At 43.3% G+C, this 18,623-nt stretch carries 16 protein-coding genes; 10 read left to right on the top strand and 6 right to left on the bottom strand.

Going from position 1 to position 18,623, the window contains the following annotated elements:
• Position 1: 1 nt before the first annotated feature.
• Both CXF69_RS01505 and CXF69_RS01510 read right to left on the bottom strand, forming a co-directional pair.
• On the bottom strand, positions 2 to 1,009 hold the full coding sequence (locus CXF69_RS01505) for an NADP-dependent oxidoreductase (RefSeq protein ID WP_102078819.1): 1,008 nt from the start codon (positions 1,007 to 1,009) through the stop codon (positions 2 to 4).
• Between the two features lie 22 nt (positions 1,010 to 1,031).
• Positions 1,032 to 2,837, bottom strand: a complete 1,806-nt coding sequence (locus tag CXF69_RS01510; protein WP_102078820.1) for an acyl-CoA dehydrogenase family protein — start codon at positions 2,835 to 2,837, stop codon at positions 1,032 to 1,034.
• A gap of 181 nt (positions 2,838 to 3,018) precedes the next feature.
• Here CXF69_RS01510 and CXF69_RS01515 point away from each other — a divergent pair, with 181 nt between their 5' ends.
• Positions 3,019 to 4,041 (top strand): GlxA family transcriptional regulator, encoded by a 1,023-nt coding sequence (locus CXF69_RS01515; RefSeq protein ID WP_101205632.1) that lies wholly within the window; start codon positions 3,019 to 3,021, stop codon positions 4,039 to 4,041.
• 18 nt (positions 4,042 to 4,059) lie between these two features.
• Here the strand turns inward: CXF69_RS01515 and CXF69_RS01520 are convergent, their stop codons facing one another.
• The gene (locus CXF69_RS01520; protein WP_102078821.1) at positions 4,060 to 5,337 is read right to left on the bottom strand and encodes an LD-carboxypeptidase; all 1,278 of its coding nucleotides are present in this window, start codon (positions 5,335 to 5,337) and stop codon (positions 4,060 to 4,062) included.
• A gap of 203 nt (positions 5,338 to 5,540) precedes the next feature.
• On the opposite strand from CXF69_RS01520, the gene CXF69_RS01525 reads away from it, so the two are divergent.
• A complete protein-coding gene (locus tag CXF69_RS01525) occupies positions 5,541 to 6,020 on the top strand; it encodes a YkvA family protein (protein WP_102078822.1) in 480 nt (159 codons plus the stop codon).
• A 109-nt stretch (positions 6,021 to 6,129) separates the two neighbouring features.
• Here the strand turns inward: CXF69_RS01525 and CXF69_RS01530 are convergent, their stop codons facing one another.
• Together CXF69_RS01530 and CXF69_RS01535 are read right to left on the bottom strand one after the other, a co-directional pair.
• A complete protein-coding gene (locus CXF69_RS01530) occupies positions 6,130 to 6,435 on the bottom strand; it encodes a hypothetical protein (RefSeq protein WP_102078823.1) in 306 nt (101 codons plus the stop codon).
• Between the two features lie 103 nt (positions 6,436 to 6,538).
• The gene (locus tag CXF69_RS01535; RefSeq protein WP_227543651.1) at positions 6,539 to 7,084 is read right to left on the bottom strand and encodes a hypothetical protein; all 546 of its coding nucleotides are present in this window, start codon (positions 7,082 to 7,084) and stop codon (positions 6,539 to 6,541) included.
• Between the two features lie 349 nt (positions 7,085 to 7,433).
• Between CXF69_RS01535 and dnaQ the strand changes: the two genes are divergently transcribed.
• From dnaQ to CXF69_RS01575, 8 genes are all read left to right on the top strand, one after another.
• Positions 7,434 to 9,080 (top strand): DNA polymerase III subunit epsilon, encoded by a 1,647-nt coding sequence (dnaQ, locus tag CXF69_RS01540; RefSeq protein WP_102078824.1) that lies wholly within the window; start codon positions 7,434 to 7,436, stop codon positions 9,078 to 9,080.
• Positions 9,081 to 9,227: 147 nt separating this feature from the next.
• Positions 9,228 to 10,910 (top strand): hypothetical protein, encoded by a 1,683-nt coding sequence (locus CXF69_RS01545; protein WP_102078825.1) that lies wholly within the window; start codon positions 9,228 to 9,230, stop codon positions 10,908 to 10,910.
• A 237-nt stretch (positions 10,911 to 11,147) separates the two neighbouring features.
• The gene (gene nudC, locus CXF69_RS01550) at positions 11,148 to 12,092 is read left to right on the top strand and encodes an NAD(+) diphosphatase (protein ID WP_102078826.1); all 945 of its coding nucleotides are present in this window, start codon (positions 11,148 to 11,150) and stop codon (positions 12,090 to 12,092) included.
• Positions 12,093 to 12,349: 257 nt separating this feature from the next.
• Positions 12,350 to 13,195 carry an RnfABCDGE type electron transport complex subunit B gene (locus CXF69_RS01555; RefSeq protein WP_102078827.1) on the top strand — a complete coding sequence of 282 codons (846 nt, stop codon included), beginning with the start codon at positions 12,350 to 12,352 and terminating at the stop codon, positions 13,193 to 13,195.
• Between the two features lie 120 nt (positions 13,196 to 13,315).
• Complete coding sequence (nth, locus tag CXF69_RS01560) at positions 13,316 to 14,011, top strand: endonuclease III (protein WP_102078371.1); 696 nt, start codon at positions 13,316 to 13,318, stop codon at positions 14,009 to 14,011.
• 489 nt (positions 14,012 to 14,500) lie between these two features.
• Positions 14,501 to 15,667, top strand: a complete 1,167-nt coding sequence (metK, locus tag CXF69_RS01565) for a methionine adenosyltransferase (protein ID WP_057760687.1) — start codon at positions 14,501 to 14,503, stop codon at positions 15,665 to 15,667.
• 76 nt (positions 15,668 to 15,743) lie between these two features.
• Positions 15,744 to 16,100 carry a DUF3144 domain-containing protein gene (locus CXF69_RS01570; protein WP_102078350.1) on the top strand — a complete coding sequence of 119 codons (357 nt, stop codon included), beginning with the start codon at positions 15,744 to 15,746 and terminating at the stop codon, positions 16,098 to 16,100.
• Positions 16,101 to 16,440: 340 nt separating this feature from the next.
• Complete coding sequence (locus CXF69_RS01575) at positions 16,441 to 16,674, top strand: hypothetical protein (RefSeq protein ID WP_134292226.1); 234 nt, start codon at positions 16,441 to 16,443, stop codon at positions 16,672 to 16,674.
• A 136-nt stretch (positions 16,675 to 16,810) separates the two neighbouring features.
• Here CXF69_RS01575 and CXF69_RS01580 read toward each other — a convergent pair whose 3' ends face one another.
• Positions 16,811 to 18,463 carry a BCCT family transporter gene (locus tag CXF69_RS01580; RefSeq protein ID WP_057760694.1) on the bottom strand — a complete coding sequence of 551 codons (1,653 nt, stop codon included), beginning with the start codon at positions 18,461 to 18,463 and terminating at the stop codon, positions 16,811 to 16,813.
• Between the last annotated feature and the right edge of the window lie 160 nt (positions 18,464 to 18,623).

Genomic DNA, 18,623 nt, shown 5'->3' on the forward strand with positions numbered 1-18,623 from the left:
TCTATCCCTCTACCTTAAGTACTAGTTTGCCGAAGTTTTCACCGTTAAAGAGCATCATCAAAGTATCAGGGAACGTCTCGATACCTTCAACGATATGATCTTTTACTTTCATATCACCTGACTGAATCCAGCCAGCAATCTCTTTCATGGCGATTGGATACTCTTTGATATTATCGAACACCACGATGCCTTCCATGCGCGCACGATTGACCAATAGTGATAGATAGTTCGATGGGCCTTTTACTGCTGTGGTATTGTTATATTGGCTGATAGCCCCGCAAATAACGATACGCGCATGTAGATTAATCTGAGTAAGCACGTCATTTAAGATATCACCGCCTACGTTGTCAAAGTACACATCGACGCCGTCTGGACAGGTTTTCTTTAGTGCTTTTTTCACATCTTCGTTTTTGTAATCAATCGTCGCATCAAACCCAAGCTCATCGACCAAGAACTTGCATTTCTCAGCGCCGCCCGCGATACCAACGACTCGGCAGCCTTTAATTTTGGCAATCTGACCAACCAAGCTACCAACCGCACCGGCAGCTCCTGATACCACTACCGTCTCACCAGCTTTTGGCTGACCCGTTTTTAGGAGACCGAAATACCCTGTCATCCCCGGCATACCGAGTACGCCTAAGTAATAAGACAGCGGCGCTAGACTTGGATCAACTTTATGTAGACCTGTGCCATCACTGACCGCATATGACTGTACGCCGTCGTGACCTGCGACATAGTCACCTACTGCAAATTTCTCATGCTTACTTTCAATCACTTCGCCTACCGTACCAGCGCGCATCACTTCACCAATTTGTACTGGCGCGATATAAGATTTGGCATCGTTCAACCAACCACGCATTGCCGGATCGATAGAGATATATTCAACCTTAATCAGCAACTGACCATCGGTAATCGTCGGTATTTCTGTCTCGGTATAATCCCAAGTCTCAGCGCTTGGCTCGCCTACAGGTCTTGCTTTTAGTCGCCATTGTTTGTTTATCGTTGTCATGTCTCTTTCCTTAGAGTTGTCCTTAGAACCAGTCCGCTTGCATATCAGTGCAAACCGAGTTGGTGTTGGTTAATAATTCGATGTCGCGTTTAACTAATGGTAGTTCCCAATCGATGAAGTATTTGGCCGCTTGTATCTTACCTTTGTAAAAGTTTTGCTGCTCGACATCTTGCGTCGTACTTAGTAGCTGCTCGGCTTTACTGGCTTGGCGAATCCAAATCCAGCTCAGTACAATTGAGGCAAAAATATTCATGAGTGCTTGAGCATTACCAGTCAATGTCAGCGCTTCTTCTGTCTGCAACACTTTGCCCAAATGCACGAGCACTTCATGCAACTGACCCATATAAGGCATCAGCTTGCCTGCAAGTTGCGCGCTCTCAGGCGTAGTAATGCTTTCTAAATCTTTTGTAATTTCACGTTTTAGGATTTGAATGCCTAACCCACCTTTTTGCCATAACTTGCGGAATGACAAATCTAGCGCCTGCACACCATTTGTGCCTTCATGGATAGGATTTAGACGATTGTCACGCCAAAACTGCTCAGCCTGATATTCACGCGTATAGCCTGCGCCGCCCAATACTTGAATACCTAAGTCATTGGCTTTTGGACCATATTCAGATGGCCATGCTTTTAGCACTGGGGTTAGCAAATCTAATAGTTCGGTTAGCTCATTTTTTAGCGTTTCGTCTTCGCAAGTGTTGATACGGTCAATTAGGTTTGAACCATATAGACATAATGAGATGCCGCCTTCAGAGTAAGCTTTTTGCGCCAATAGCATGCGCTTTACATCACCATGCTGAATAATGGCCGTTGCATCATCTTCAGGCTTATTGTTTGGCGCAATGCGACCTTGTGTACGGTCTTTGGCATAATCTAGCGAATACTGATAGCCGCGATAACCAATCATAGAAGCACCAAAACCAACTGCGATACGTGCCTCATTCATCATTTTGAACATATAACGCAAGCCAAAATGCTCTTCGCCGATCAAATAACCATGACAATCGCCTTCATCGCCGAAGCTCAATGCCGTAGAAGTCGCACCTCTATAACCAAGCTTATGAATCAGTCCAGTCAGATGTACATCGTTACGCTCGCCAACAGACAAGTCAGCGTTCAAGCGATATTTAGGCACGGCAAGTAAAGAGATACCTTTAACACCGCCTGGGCCGCCTGGCACTTTGGCCAATACCAAATGCACGATATTGTCAGACAGCTCATGGTCACCTGCTGAGATATAAATCTTGCTGCCTTTGACACGGTACGAGCCATCATCCTGTTTTACAGCGATGGTTTTGATATCGGCAAGCGATGAACCTGCATGTGGTTCGGTCAATGCCATGGTGCCGGTGAACTCGCCTGTCAGCATGCGCGGCATAAAGGCTGCTTTGATATCATCGCTAGCAAAATGCGAGATGACGTTGATTGCCGCAGTGGTCAGAAAGGGATAGGCAGTCGTTGATGGATTGGCTGCCATAAAGTAACCTGCCACGGCTGTCATAACCGTTTCAGGTAACTGCATGCCGCCGTCTTCGAAGCTATAACGACCTGCGATAAAGCCAGACTCACGGAACGCATCAAAAGCGACTTTTACATCGTTTATCATGCTGACTTTTTTACCATCGAACTGCGGCTCGTTCTTATCTGCAATATGGTTGTGTGGTAGAAATAAATCCGTTGCAATCTTATTTGCCGTCTCTAGCACAGCATCAAATGTCTCGCGGCTATGCTCTGAGAACTTTGCGTGCTCAGTGAGTGATTCTGTGCCTAGCACATCATACAATTGGAACGGTAATTCAAAGTCATTGATAAGCGTATCTGCAGCCATAGTATTCTCGTTAACTAATTAAATGTGGTTATCAATTGATATTAGTCTAATTTGATACCTGTCCATATTGTCATTTATGACATAATTATGGTCAAATAAGACATAAACAGAGTATCTAACTGGTTAAAATCAATCAAATAATGGCTACTTTGGTCAGTACAGCAAAGGAAACGAGTGACTTATGCCCTATTTCAAACCTTTTAAAATGATTATTCTTGGCTTCGATGGAGTACTTGGCAGTGTACTCTCTGGCGCATTGGACTTGTTTTCATTCACAGGGGTCAGCTGGCAGCGCTTTTCAAATGAGTCTGTAGAGCCACGATTTAATGTGCAAATTGCAAGCTTGGGTGGCGGTGATATCAGGTGCAGTAATCGCTTAATCATGCAAGCCCACTGCGATATTCGAGACGTGACAGAGTGCGACTTATTGCTTGTGCCAACCATTGGCGACTCTATTGATAAGGTGTTGAAGCAAAACAGTGAGCTATTGCCACATTTAGTACGGCTTGCGAATACCAAGGCCGATATAGCAAGCAACTGTAGCGGTGCATTTTTCTTGGCAAAGGCAGGATTATTAGATCATAAGATAGCCACTACACATTGGGGCTATGCCAATAAGTTTAAGGCAGATTTTCCATTAGTGGACTTACAAGAGAATCAGTTTGTGACCCATTCAAGAAGCGAGTCAACAAACCAGTCGGGCAATATATTTTGTGCAGCTGGTGGCAGCGCCTTCTATGATTTGGGGCTATTATTGATTGAGCGCTACTGCGGACGTGAGATTTCTACGCAAGTGGCAAAAACCCAAATTATCGATAGCAAAAGAGGTAGTCAAAATAGCTATACCAATGTGACCTTACACAAGCCACATTCGGACCATTTGATTAAACAAGTACAAGAATATATCGAAGAGAACTTTCAACATTCTTTGCAGGTCAGTAGTTTAGCCGCTATGGTAAATATTACCCCGCGCACTTTAAACAGGCGCTTCCAGTCCTGCGTGGCGATGCGACCGATTGAATATATTCAGGCTGTTAGAATTGAACAAGCCAAACGCTTACTTGAATTAGGCGATGTATCGATAAAGTCTCTTGCCGATCAAGTAGGTTATGATGATATCTCTTCATTCACGCGTCTATTTAAACGCGCGACAGAGCTGACACCAAAAGAGTATCAAGATAAGTTTTCGCGGTTGGCTATTTAAAAAGATAGCGCTTAACTTTCAAGCATTTTGCCACAAGCCTTCTACTTGGATAGCATCAGCTTCAATAGTTGGATAATCGGTAAATGCCAACTGATAGCCGCCAACGGTATCGGCGCTAATTTGACAGGTTGCCCCCAGTGGAAAGCTGTGTTTTTTGCCGATATGACCAAAAGGCATACCACTATATATCGGCAATCCTGTTAGTTCATGCAGCTGACGAATGACTGTGGCGACATCATAACGCTTGTCATAGCTATCCTCACCTGCACCAGACAATGCCCCAAACACAATTGCTTGTTGATTCTTAAACACACCTGCGAGATATAGGTCATATAGCATGCGCTCAATACGATACGCCTGCTCGCCTACATCTTCTAAGAATACAATACCGCCATCGATACGCGGTAAATACTCACTACCTGCCAGCGCCGATACCACGCTTAGATTACCGCCCCAAATCGTACCAGTTAATGGTTTTGGCTCACCCTTTATCAATATGACAGGTAGCTGATGACTGGTTAAAGACGCGTCTGATATATTAATAACCAGATTAGGATTGGTTAGTGCTTCAACAAACTGCTGACAGCTGACTTTATCAGGCGCAGTTTTGCCAAACTCGCTATAGAGCATCGGTGCGGCAAGCGAGCTCATTGACCCTTTTGCCAATAGCGCACATTGGATAGCTGTCACATCGCTAAAGCCTGCGAGTATCGTGCCGTGCTCCTTCATAATACGTCCCAGCGTCGACCAATCAACCATAGGCAATATGCGCATGGCACCGTAACCACCGCGCACACCTAACAGCAGCTTTGGCGCGGCTATTGCTCCAGTGGCAAGATTTTGAAAATCGCTGGCACGCTGTGAGTCCGTTCCCGCAAAGCGTAAATACTGACGATTGGTAATAGCAGGATTTTCTACTTTAAACCCAGCACAAGCCACCCGATCTAATGCCAACTGATTACGCTCATCATTACCACCAACGTTAGAGCTGGCAAAAAGTCGCGTCTCAATCGTAGGCGTGATACAACCTGTCTTCGTCAGTGATTCCTGTGAAATTTGTGATGATGATTGTCCCTCTAACAACGAAGTTGGCAGATCATCCTTGGTCAGCTGCGTACTATGATCAGAATCGATAGGACTGGCTGCAAGCGCTTGAGACATACCTTGGCTCGCTAATACTGCTGTGCCTGCACTCACACCGATTCGACGTAGAAACTGCCGACGGTTTAGCCCAGATGTTATTTCAGTTGCACGACTATTTTTATTATCTATCCATGACTGACGCTTAATCCCCATATCTTACTGCTACCTTATCGCTTTTATTTTTATGACTTGTGTTTTTAGACCTTGTGGCAGCATATTGTAGACGCTTTTCTGACACTGATGGTTGCCTAATCTTTACCGATATTTACTTTTTCGCTACTGAGACACACAATATAGGTCGATTAGATTTGTTACTGTAAATACAAATTCATTGCAAAAAATAAAAGGTAATAATTATGTTTAATAAAAAAACCGATAAAAACAAGTCACTTGACTCTAATTTAGAATACTTGCTGGGCAAAGAAGATAAGCTGAAAGAAAAGTTAGAAGATAGCGGCTACCTTGAACCGTTTAGTGATGATCTAATGCTATTTATGAGTCTTGTCAAAGACTATTATAAAGGTGACTACCGTAAGATCCCTTTTAAGACAATCTCAGCTGGCGTTATTGGTGCGCTCTATGTGCTAAATCCAATTGACCTCATTCCTGACTCTATCCCGTTTATCGGCCATATCGATGATGCGCTAGTACTTAAATTTTGTTTAAAGCAGGCCAGAAAAGATTTGCAAAAATACAAAGAGTGGAAGCAGGAACAATCAGCTACTAAGGATAAGTTAGAAGCTAAGAGCGACACGGATAAGACTGATAACGACAAGACTAGTACTGATGGGAAAGATAGCGACGAGACTAGTACTAATCTGAAGAAAGCTTCATAAGTATTAGTACTTTCAGCTATTAAAAAACTGCACTATCGAAAAAGCCACGACCGCGAATTAATACTTCGGTCGTGGCTTTTGTTATTTACAATTCATTTAATACTGTATTTTAATCAGGCACTTCATAATTAGCCTTTTCTGGATTAAGACCAAACGAGTAGACGAATGTCGCAACGAGACTATTGACAATAATGAAAGGCAAATCAATCGCAGCATGACCAAGTGCATAGCGACCAAGCAGCCACGAGACGATCAACATGATAATAAAGAATGCACCCAAATATGCCAAAATTGCAGGGTGTTTTAAATTATAAGGCTGCTCAGGCGTCGGTTGTTTGTCTAATACATATGTCCTTACCGCCCAACCAGCTGCATAAGAAAACCCGCCTAACACCACGTAACTAAAAAAATTCATATTAATTAACTCTAATGGTATGACTGTTTATAACAAAATACTGTCTATGGAAATATCATCGACCAACAATGGTATTTATCTAAAGACTATTATCAATGCTTATTTAAATACTGTCATCAACATTATCGATAACAAGATTGGCATGTGGATTGGCTAAAATATCGGTATTCACCTCATCACACTCCACGCGGTAGATCGTGTTGGCGCCTCGATAAATGTACGACAAGTATTCACTGTCTAAGAGCGGATCAATATTTGCATAGGCTGGTTTGACATGAGCCAGTACAAGCACTCGATCAGGACGACCAATAACCGCATCGACATTATCTGGATCGATAGAGAAAAACTGCGGTATATCGCTATTGTCTATCACTTCTAACGGCTCTGGAGTATCCCAGACGCGCTTAGCAGTGACGGGCTCTTTCATCTGCATTACCCAAGTGTCATTTTGCTGGCTGACCTTTATCTGAGCAGGCTCATCTTGACTCACCGTATAACAACCCTCAAAGACAGACAGATCTGCTGCAACTTCGGTATCTGCTTGAGGGCTAGTATCATTACAAGCGCTCAGAAAAATCGCGCTGCTGGCAGTCACACTGAGCATCAGATAGGTCAGTCTCTTATTCAATAAATTCGAGCGTAAGGACATAATGGGGTTATCCTGCAATCATGCATTAAAAACTTTTATTAAGTGTACTATTGTCAAAAAACCATCAAATAGCAGATACGAAAAATGCGCTTGGGCATCTTTGTAGCAAAGGCAGCTCTGTAACTAAAAACTAGAGCCTTTCAGAGAGCTTCGCTATTTTAACAGAAAACCAAGACGTTACTATTATGTTATAAGTTACCGTAAGGGTTTTATGACTTTGTGCGTCACGACTGCCCATATTTATGATAGATTTGCTATACTCACAACGTCATCATCATCGTTCGAATAGCGTAAACGAGATGCTCTAGTACTACCCTATGCTTACCACTTATCAGGTCCATACTCTTTTATGTCAGACAACCGTAATTCAATGCCAAACACTCATAAAGACAACGCGATTGATCCATTGGCTGCTAAAACAAATACCACTGTGGCCTATACTGATGGTGCTTGCAAAGGCAATCCTGGCGCTGGCGGCTGGGGCGCACATCTTATATTTAGTGATGGCGGCACGCAAGATTTGTACGGCGGTGACAAAGAAACCACCAACAACCGTATGGAGCTAATGGGTGCGATACAAGCCCTGACCCATAGCCCGCACGAGCATACTCTTGAGATTTGGACTGACTCCAGTTATGTCAAAAAAGGCATCACTGAATGGATTGAAGGTTGGAAGAAAAAAGGCTGGAAAACTGCCAGTAAAAAGCCAGTCGCCAATCAAGACCTATGGCAACAATTGGATAAGCTCTGCCAACAGCGTGATGTTAGCTGGCATTGGGTCAAGGGTCACGCTGGGCATGCTGGTAATGAAAAAGCAGACGAGCTGGCAAACTTAGGTGTCACATCAAACAGCGGCCATTCAGCTATAGTCAGTGAAGCAGATACGACTAAAAAAAAAGACCACATAGCGACTGATATTGATACTAATACTGACGCTAACACTGACACCTTGCAAAAATCATCTAGCGCTGACTGGCTAAGTTTCGATCCATTGGGTCTAGATATAATAGAAGATGAGTGTGATGAAGAGCTCTTAGAACCTGAGCCGCTAAGAGAAAATAGTCAGAGTGCTGCTGACAATCGTAATATAAATGAAGACATTGCTGTAGAATCTAACAGCCATCAAGACAATACATACAACCCGACGAGTACCAAAGCTATGCCAGACATTCAAACGCACCTAGATGATACCGTCGACAATGATATGTTGCCAAGTGTAGAATCTGATACACCTAAGTTCGATGGAGATACTAGCCGTGCCAACCCACATTTTAAGCCGCTACTACCAAAGCCGATACACCGCCATGAAGCAGATCGTCAGCTTATTATGGATACAGAAACCACAGGGCTTGATGCACTAAAAGGCGACCGTATTATCGAGGTCGGTATTGTGGAGCTAGTCGGACGTAAGTTTACTGGTGAAAAGCTGCACGTTTATATCAATCCGCAGCGCGGTATGGATGATGAAGTCATTCGTATTCATGGTATCTCTGAAGCATTTTTGACCGACAAGCCGACCTTTGATCAAGTGGCTCAGTCTTTGTATGACTTTATGGATGGCGCTGAGATTATCGCTCATAACGCTACTTTTGATATGAACTTCTTAAATATGGAGTTTGCAAAAGTTGGTCTGAATGACTTTGCCAATCGAGTGCAAGTAACCGATTCACTGGCGATGGCCAAGCAGCAATACCCTGGGCAAAAAAACACGCTAGATGCCCTCGTGCGTCGCCTAGATGTTGGTAAGCAAGACCGTACTTTTCACGGGGCATTACTTGACTCAGAGATTTTAGCTGAAGTTTATTTGGCGATGACTGGTGGACAGGTCACGCTTGCTATCGAAGAGGATACAGATACCGATGGCGGACAAACTGCTCATGCAAGTTTTGCCAATTTAGCGAATTTATTGCTGGCATCAACGGCGGATGAAACTGCTGACCAAAGCTGGTATGCCGCTTTGGCAGAAGATTATCCTACCCTAAAAGCTAGCATATAATTGTCGTTCGAATTTTTATTGAACCGACATTTGTATAATTTAGTCTTGATTATTATGATAGAAAGCGTTAAAACATCACTAGCTAATACTTTCTAAATCAACTTTACACCATTGCTATTCTCATCAGTACATTATGGAAAAATACTTATGGACCAGTCTGCGCAAATGAAGTTAACCGCCCCAACACTTAGTGTTACTGATTTTAACCTACCATCACTTCATTTATTGCATGATGAGGTTATAGCAACGCTTAAAGATACCGAGATTCATTTGAGTGAGTTCAACGATGATAGTAGTCAGGCTCCTTTGTTGTCAGACTCTATCGAAGTGCTAAAGCAGCTGTCTTGTATTTTCAAACTGATTTCTTTGGTCGGTGCAGAAGCATTGAATGATGCTATTGTTGGTGGTTTACAGAGACTTTATGACAATGGTGATAACAACGATACTGATTTGATCATGGATCTATCAGAAGCCATCATGACCTTGGATCGTTATGTCGAGTTTGTCCTCTTGACTGAATCGGTAGAGCCTACTCTACTCATACCTGTAATCAACAAGCTTAATGCGCATAGTCAAGAAGCTCCTATTACGGCAGACTATTTTTCTGCATTTGGCAGCAGTAGTGTCATCATCGCCAATCCTGAACAAAACTTTGAATCTCTAAGCACGCTTAATCTAGACACAGAGCTGCTGACCAACGCGTATCGTAGTGGCCTTGGCATTGCACTACTCAATCAAGATGGCAACATTGATTCCGCGAATCAGCAAAAGCTGGATGCCATGAGTGCAGCCTGCGCATTAATCGCTGCAAATACTGATAGCTTATTTTGGCAAGCGGCGACTGCCGCCGTGACTGATATCGCAGCAGTATTACCATTAAACCTAAGTCAAAAGCACACACTTATCTATTTAGAGCAGCAATTTCAAAGCTATTTACCAGTCATGGATACCCGCTTTGCAGATTTAGTGAGCTTTGCCTGTCAACGTGATAACGAGCAAGCGCAGCAATTACTTGAACAATATGCAAATAACCATTTAGAAGGTGCTCAGCTAGAACAAATGAAGCGCTTTTTATTCGGTCCTAACCGCGAACTTACCGATACGTTAAACACAATTATTCAAAATCAGATCAATAACATTAAAGAACACGTCGATAGTTATGCACGTGGCGATTCAATCAATCCTATTGATATGCAGACAGCGCAGATTATTAAAGAGCTGACTGAACTGAGTTCGGCATTACGTTTGTTAGGTCTGTCCAACGCAGCCAATAGTCTTAGCGAAGCAGCAGAAGCTGTTGGTCATTGGCAAGCGCCTTCTCCTGAAGATTTCGATCATTTGCTACTGGCGTTGATGCATGCAGAGAACGCCACCATTGCTATGGCAGAGATGCATACACCAGGGGCAATCTATCTGCCACTGAATAATCCGCATATCTCATTGCATCAGCTTAATACGGCCAATGATACCTTGATACAAGAGAGCCGAACTGCTATTGCTAGTGCTGAGCAAGCCATCAATGATTATTTGGCGGAGCCTGAACGCGACATGCTCAATATCCAAAATATACCTGGGATGATGCGTCAAGTAGCAGGCGCAGTACGTTTCTTACAACTGCCCACACCTGCCAGCATGCTGAGTCAGCTAGCCAACTACATTGAAAAGCGTATCGAAGGCGGACGACGTATCGAAGACAGTACGTTAGCCTGCATCGCTGATGTTATCATGGCGGTCGATCATCACTTAGATGGTTTTGAGAATAATCGCCCTGTCAGCAAGCAAGCGCTTGATGTTGGTCAACAGAGCTTGAGCCACCTACTTGCTGCTTAACTTTTCTCATTGTCATGTCATGGTCATTACCTCTTAACCATGACATCTCATTTACGTATAGATAACTCAAGATAATGTAGGTACAAGTCAGGCACGTGAAAGCGCTACAGTCATTAGGCTGAATCAACTTGACAACATATCTGCATATCTGATTTGTATAGAATTGATGATACTTTACTCTAAATAAGTCTGTGTCTACGTCGATGCGGACTTACTTTATAATGTTTGGAATTTTATATGGCTCATGCTTTTGTATTAAGTGATGACAGTATCTTATGCCGTCAAATGCCAGATGGTTGGTGGCCTTTGCAAGTTCAGCTATCGCCCGATAGTAATAACTTAAGCGAGCAAGCTTATCAGGTTGGTCACATAAGGCTTCACGAGAGCCTAGCACCAAATCATTGGTTATCAGACGATAGCAGTAGCGCTGGCAACCATGCAAAGGGTACGGTTGATGCCAATATGGCTCATAGCTTTACTGCCCAAGCGACGAGCGCCATGACTTATGATTATGCAGTTGCTCATAACGTGACGCTACCAATTATTGCTGAAAGCAGTGGTAACACTTTTGTTCCTTATCGAAAACTGATGACTCATTTGCCAGTCGCCTTGTCAGATCAGATTAGCCAAACGATACAGCTATTAAGTTGGCAAGCAGATACGCAGTTTTGTAGTCGCTGTGCTAGCCCTACTGTACATGCTGACCAAGGCGAACGTGCCATGGTTTGTCCAGTATGTCGATTGCGCCAATACCCTCGCGTACAACCGTGCGTCATTACTGCTATTACTCGTCCAAATCCAGTAACAGGTGAGATGCAAATCTTACTGGCTCACCATCATCGTCATGGACAGCAAAATCTGCCGCCAATGTATGGTTTGATCGCAGGGTTTGTAGAAGTTGGAGAGAGTCTGGAGCATGCCGTAGTACGTGAAGTTGCAGAAGAGGTCAATATCAGCGTAACAGATATCCGCTATGTGAGCAGTCAGCCATGGCCATTTCCCTCTAACTTAATGCTGGGTTTTCGTGCATCGTATGCCAGTGGCGATATTATCTTACAAGAAGATGAGCTAGCACATGCTGATTTCTTTGATCTCTCAAACCTACCCAGAATCCCACCAAAGGGTAGTATCGCTCGCGATTTGATTGACCAAGTGGCTAAAGAACAAAATATAGATTTATAATCAGTACTTATCTATAAACACCACATTACGCTATAGTGTTGTATTTTCAATCTCATCTCTTTAAAATCGCTGCTTCTGTGATAAGCGTTTTACTTCGAACTTCATTTTTAGTAAGTAACACGCCAAAATGAGTAGTGACACGCTAACATGAGCAGATGCTCTTATAAATAATGTTTTACAAAGACCGCTTTCTCAATCTTTTATCTCTATTTATACTAATACCTATTCTTACGACTGGTATTAAGGTCCTTAATTAAATGCAAAGTAGCACCAATATACGCTTAGTCAATCTACCTATCTTATTTGATACATTACACATTGATACCTTGCCCGCTGACATACAGGCAAAAATTGCACGTGTGGATGCTTGTTTGCCACAGACGCAATGCGGGCTATGTGAGCATCCAGATGGTTGCCTGCCATATGCCGCTGCGATTGTATTAGATGGCGAGCCGTATAATAAATGTGTGCCCGGTGGTCAGCCAGTCACCAATGCGATTGCTCAGACTCTCGATATAGATACTCCTGACACTATGCTGACGGCAGTGCCTTCACAGTGGCCAATAGATGCCACCTCTGAACGTCCGACCGAGGTTCGTGCGGTTATCCGTGAAGATGACTGTATCGGCTGTACCAAATGCATTCCTGCTTGTCCAGTCGATGCTATCGTTGGTACTGGCAAGCATATGCATACGATTTTCACAGATTTGTGCACGGGCTGTGAGCTATGTATCGCGCCCTGCCCTGTTGATTGCATTGACTTAGTCACGATTGAGCGAGAAATATCTGAGCCTGAGCGAATAGCAGAGCAAGAAGATTTGAGACAACGCTACCACACTCATTTAAAACGCGTCACAGAACAGCTTGCTGATACGAGCAATAGTAGACCTGTCGTTAGCATGGTAGAGGCTAAGCTCAATAATGCAGCAAGTCAGTCTCTAAACATCAGTGAATCGCAAGCGAAAAACACCATCGCAGCTGCCAAGCTCCGTACCAAAATCAAAAAACTAGAAAAGCAACTGAGTGTGCGTGTAAACGATAAGAAACAAGCAGAGCTCGATTCCTTACAAGCCGAGCTTGAGTCATTGCAAGTAGCGCTATAACGGTAATAGCTGATTACGCAGTGAATGCGTTAATAAATTAATACTTTAATCATTAACATGAATGCTAGCGCTAGCATATAATTTGGCACAATCATCCATCAATATAATAGTCAAAATGCCATGAGTAAAACGGTCAAACATAAAACAGCTGACACACCGCCCTCTAGACGAATGCCCAATCGTGACGTGCGTCCATTCTTTGAAAAGCTGGCAGCGACTATTGATGAACCTGTCACCGAACTCAATTATGACAGTAATTTTGAGTTACTTATCGCAGTAATCTTGTCCGCACAAGCGACTGATGTCAGTGTCAATATTGCTACCAAGCAATTGTGCCCAATAGCTAACACGCCTGAGGCAATACTGGCACTAGGCGAAGACGGTCTCAAATCCTATATCAAAAACATTGGTTTATATAATGCCAAAGCAAAAAATGTCATCAAAACCTGTCGTGATTTGATTGAGAAATTTGATAGCACTGTTCCTGATAACCGTAAAGACTTAGAATCACTGGCAGGTGTCGGCCGTAAAACTGCTAACGTTGTGCTAAATACGGCCTTTGGTCAGCCGACCATGGCCGTTGACACGCATATCTTTCGTGTGGGCAATCGTACTGGGCTTGCCACTGGCAAAACCGTACTCATCGTCGAAAAAAAGCTGGTCGAGCGTATCCCAGAAGACTTCATCGTAGACGCCCATCATTATCTTATCTTACACGGCCGCTATACTTGTCAGGCACGTACACCCAAATGCGGCGCCTGTCCTGTCTATGAAGAATGCATGTTCAAAGATAAAGCTGCATTTTTAGAGTTGTAACGTATTGTTCATTCCAAGCAGACGCTACTACTAGCTAATCACTCAGCTAGATAAACCACTATCCAGTAACCACCTTTGACTGCAGTGAACTGCTTGTTGAGCATTTCTTATAGTAGAGCAAGTGTTGCTCACTAGAGTTTTATAACGTTTCAAGGTAGAATAACCCTATTTTGCGTTAAGAGATTTTGGCCATTACCCTGCTTCTGATAAGGCAATCTGCACATTAGCGTTGTCTATTAGGTCAAGTATTGACCCAACTCGTTACCGCCAAGACCATATTAGAGCAAGGTAGTATCATTTTATATATTGATTGAATGATAGTCCGCTCACCCTTTGGTCATATTTATTAGCAAAGATTTTAGTCAAAACCGATTTTAAATTGAGAAATACCGATTATCTGCCGCGTAAATGCGTGGTCAAAATTAATTAGAGCAGCACCCAGATGTGCTGCTTTTCCTACCCTTATTGATTCAATTAAGCGATCCCATTATGCGTGAATACAACTTATTTACCTCAGAATCTGTGAGCGAAGGCCATCCTGACAAAATGGCTGACCAAATATCAGACGCTATCCTTGACGCTATCTTACGTGAAGATCTGCACGCACGTGTGGCATGCGAAACCTTAGTAAAAACAGGCGCAGTCATACTTGCAGGTGAAATCACCACAACCGCAAATATCGATTTAGAGCGTCTGGTCCGTGACACTGTAAATGGCATCGGCTATCACCATTCAGATCTAGGCTTTGATGGCGAGACTTGTGCAGTCATCAACATGTTAGGCAAGCAATCTCCTGAAATCGCGCAAGGCGTCGATCGTAGCGACCCAGAAGAGCAAGGTGCAGGTGACCAAGGCTTAATGTTTGGTTATGCCAGTAATGAGACCGAAGTACTTATGCCAGCGCCTATCGAGTATGCTCATCGTTTGATGGAGCGTCAGTCGGAGCTGCGCCGCGCTGGCGAGTTGCCTTGGTTGCGTCCAGACGCTAAAGCGCAGGTAACTTTGAAGTATGACGGCAATCGTCCTGTCGCTATCGATGCTGTTGTATTATCAACACAGCATGATCCAAGCATCTCGCAGTCAGACCTACAAGAAGCGGTGATGGAATCTATCATCAAGCAAGTGCTACCAGCTGACCTATTGCACGCTGGCACACGCTATCATATCAACCCAACTGGTAAGTTTGTGATTGGTGGTCCTGTTGGTGATGCTGGTCTGACTGGTCGTAAAATTATTGTTGATACTTACGGCGGCATGGCACGTCATGGTGGCGGTGCGTTCAGTGGTAAAGATCCTTCAAAAGTGGATCGCAGTGCTGCTTATGCGGTACGTTATGTTGCCAAAAACATTGTAGCAGCAGGATTAGCTGAGCGCTGCGAAGTACAAGTCAGCTACGCGATTGGTGTCGCTGAGCCAACCTCTATCTCTGTTAATACCTTTGGTACTAGCAAAATCAGTAACGATGAAATCATTCGCTTGATTCGTACTCACTTTGACCTACGTCCTTACGGCATTACCCGTATGTTGAACTTACTACAACCAATGTATCAGCAGACTGCTACCTTTGGACACTTTGGTCGTCCAGGTTCAGAGACTGCCTTTACGTGGGAAAAAACAGACAAAGCTGATATCTTAAAAGCAGACGCTGGTTTATAAGAGTCACTACTTTAAAACGTTTACCAACCATTTTTATATACTAAAAACTACTGACACTTATTATTAGGAGTTGCTTATGTCTCAAGACAATATTCAAGACCAAAACGCTGATGCTAACATCGAAATCACCCCTGAAATGCAGGCGTTCTATCAACGTGCTGACGCTATCATCGGTATCGCAAACAGCCAGCTAGGCCCTGAGGCGCATTCAGGTCAAGTAGGTGCTTCTTTATTGTATGCTGCAGCACGCTATAGCGCGTCAGTTGCCTCTATCGGTTTCGTCAAAGGCGATGATTTCGCCAAAGAAAAAGACGATATCGTCGAGTTTTATGTCAAACAGTATCGCCAAATGCTAAGCGATAATTTAACTGATTATGCTCAAAACTTTGACAAATACGTGCAGCTAAATCAAGACGACAAACCAGCTGAATAAGCGAATTTCTTCAGTCTAGATGTCTTTGATTTAGACATGCTGTCATAAAATCAGTATTTGATAACAGAAAATAAACCCCCAAGCTTAATTGAGCTTGGGGTTTTTGTATGGTGTTTAAGTAGATAGCTACTGATAAATGAGCTACCATAAATGCTTAAGCGTTTAGCCTCAGTAGGCAAATCAATCATCGATAACAGGACGCTATCGAATACTATGAATAAGGACATTTCTTATGAAACAAACTCTATCTACTCGTCGATTTTCTATAATTAATCAATTTTCGTTCAAACCATCATCACTTATATTGATATTAGTTCTAGCTTTAACGGGCTGTAGCTCTATGTCTGGTCAAACACCTACCCCATCCAGTCCTGATATCAGTCAGCAATTTGAAGGTGCTCTGACTCAATGCCCACCCGCTAACCCTGCCAACAATATCTGTACGGCACAATATGAACCCGTCTGTGTAAAAACGAAAGTTGGATCAATTGTTAGCTACCGAACGGCTAGCAATGCTTGCTCAGCCTGTAATATTCCTGAAGCCGTTGGTTATACAAAAGGCGAATGTAGCTAATCTATAAAGCGGTTGTATCGAGATCTGCTGTACTGAAAGCTGCTGTATTGAAAGGTTTTCTATTAAAAATATTGAACATACATAAAAATACCCAGCCTATATAAGCTGGGTATTTTTGTAGCCATAAAATAAAATATTAAGCATCTTTCTCAAGTGCTGGTGGGCCTTTTAGCAACTCTTCATCACGGAATTCATTGGCCGAGTTGTGCTCTGCTGACTCTTCTGTAGTGAACCATTGCTGATTACGATAGAGTATCAAACGATCTCGACTGAGACCGCGCAATAGAGAATACATCATCACGACGATCACAATAGCAAAAGGAAATCCTGAGACAATCGATGCCGCTTGTAACGCACTCAAACCACCTGCTGCCAATAATACAGCGGCGATAACACCTTCAGAACCTGCCCAAAATAAGCGCTGGATCTTTGGCGGATTGGTATCACCACCTGATGTCAGCATATCGATGACAAAACTGGCTGAATCTGACGAGGTAACAAACCATAGGACAATCATCACCACGATGAGCAAGTTGACCGCACCTGTTAATGGATAAGACTCCATCAATTTAAAGATAGCGCTACCTGTATCGGCTTTGACCGCCTCGATCAGACCTGGGCTAACTATGTTAGGGTCTGCTGCTGCCACTAGCTCCATATTTACCGCAGAACCACCAAAAGCAGTAAACCACAGGAACAATATCGTGATAGGAATTAATAATACGCCTAAGATGAACTCACGGATGGTACGACCACGAGAGATACGTGCAACGAATACCCCAACGAATGGTGACCAGCTAATCCACCATGCCCAATAGAAAATCGTCCAAGAGGCTTGCCAGTTTTCTTCGCCTCTATAAGACTCTGTCCATAGACCTAACGGCACGATTTGGTGCAAATAGTTGCCGATGTTTTCTACGAAGCTATTAAAAATAAACTGCGTAGGCCCAAAGATAATCACAAAACTTAGCAATATCACAGTGAACAATATATTGGTATCACTTAGACGCTTGATGCCTTTATCCAATCCCATAAACAGAGATAACCCTGCTAGCATGGTGATAAGGCCAATCAAAATAATCTGCACCGTAATATTATTGGGTATGCCAAATAACGTCTCAAGGCCTGAATTGATCTGCAAGACGCCAAGACCTAACGTGGTCACTACCCCAAACATCGTGCCAAATACGGCGAGCGTATCTACCGTATGTCCCCAACCGCCGTAGATCTTTTTACCCAATATTGGATAAAGTGTCGAACGGATAGCCAGTGGTAAACCTACTCGATAATGAAAATAAGCAAGCGATAGCGCGACCATGCCATATAGCGCCCATACATGTAGACCATAATGTAGGAACGAGATATTCATCGCTTGCTTGGCAGCGGCGACTGTCTCCGCCTCTCCTAATGGTGGTGCCATAAAGTGATACAGCGGCTCAGCGGTGCCCCAATAAAGCAGCCCAATACCGATACCAGCTGAAAACAGCATACCAATCCAAGAAACCATATTGTACTCTGGCCTCTCATTCTGATGACCGAGTCTGATATCGCCGTAGCGGCTAAATATCATATAAATACTCATGACCAATGTTAAATTGACCACGACAATAAAAAACCAGCCGAAGCGTAAAGAGACAAATGCTTTTGCTTGGTTAAATACGACTTCTGCCTGTTCATTGAATAAAGCGCCAAAAATAATGAACGCCAGTATCAAGATTGCTGAAGTCAAAAATACAGGTTTACTTACCCGCGGAAAAGGGCCTAATCGGCCAACTTTTACATGATCCATAGGTATATCCCAAAAAAAGTGCGTAACCATACCAAGGTATGAACGAATTATCAAATATAACACCTTGTAAATACTGCCGAATGTATAGAAATGGTAGTAACATTTCGGTAATAATTTTCAACAATACGAATCTGTCCTGAATAAATCTAAGTATCTTCAC

It is taken from the genome of Psychrobacter sp. Choline-02u-9, from assembly GCF_002836505.1.
Taxonomy (GTDB): Bacteria; Pseudomonadota; Gammaproteobacteria; order Pseudomonadales; family Moraxellaceae; genus Psychrobacter.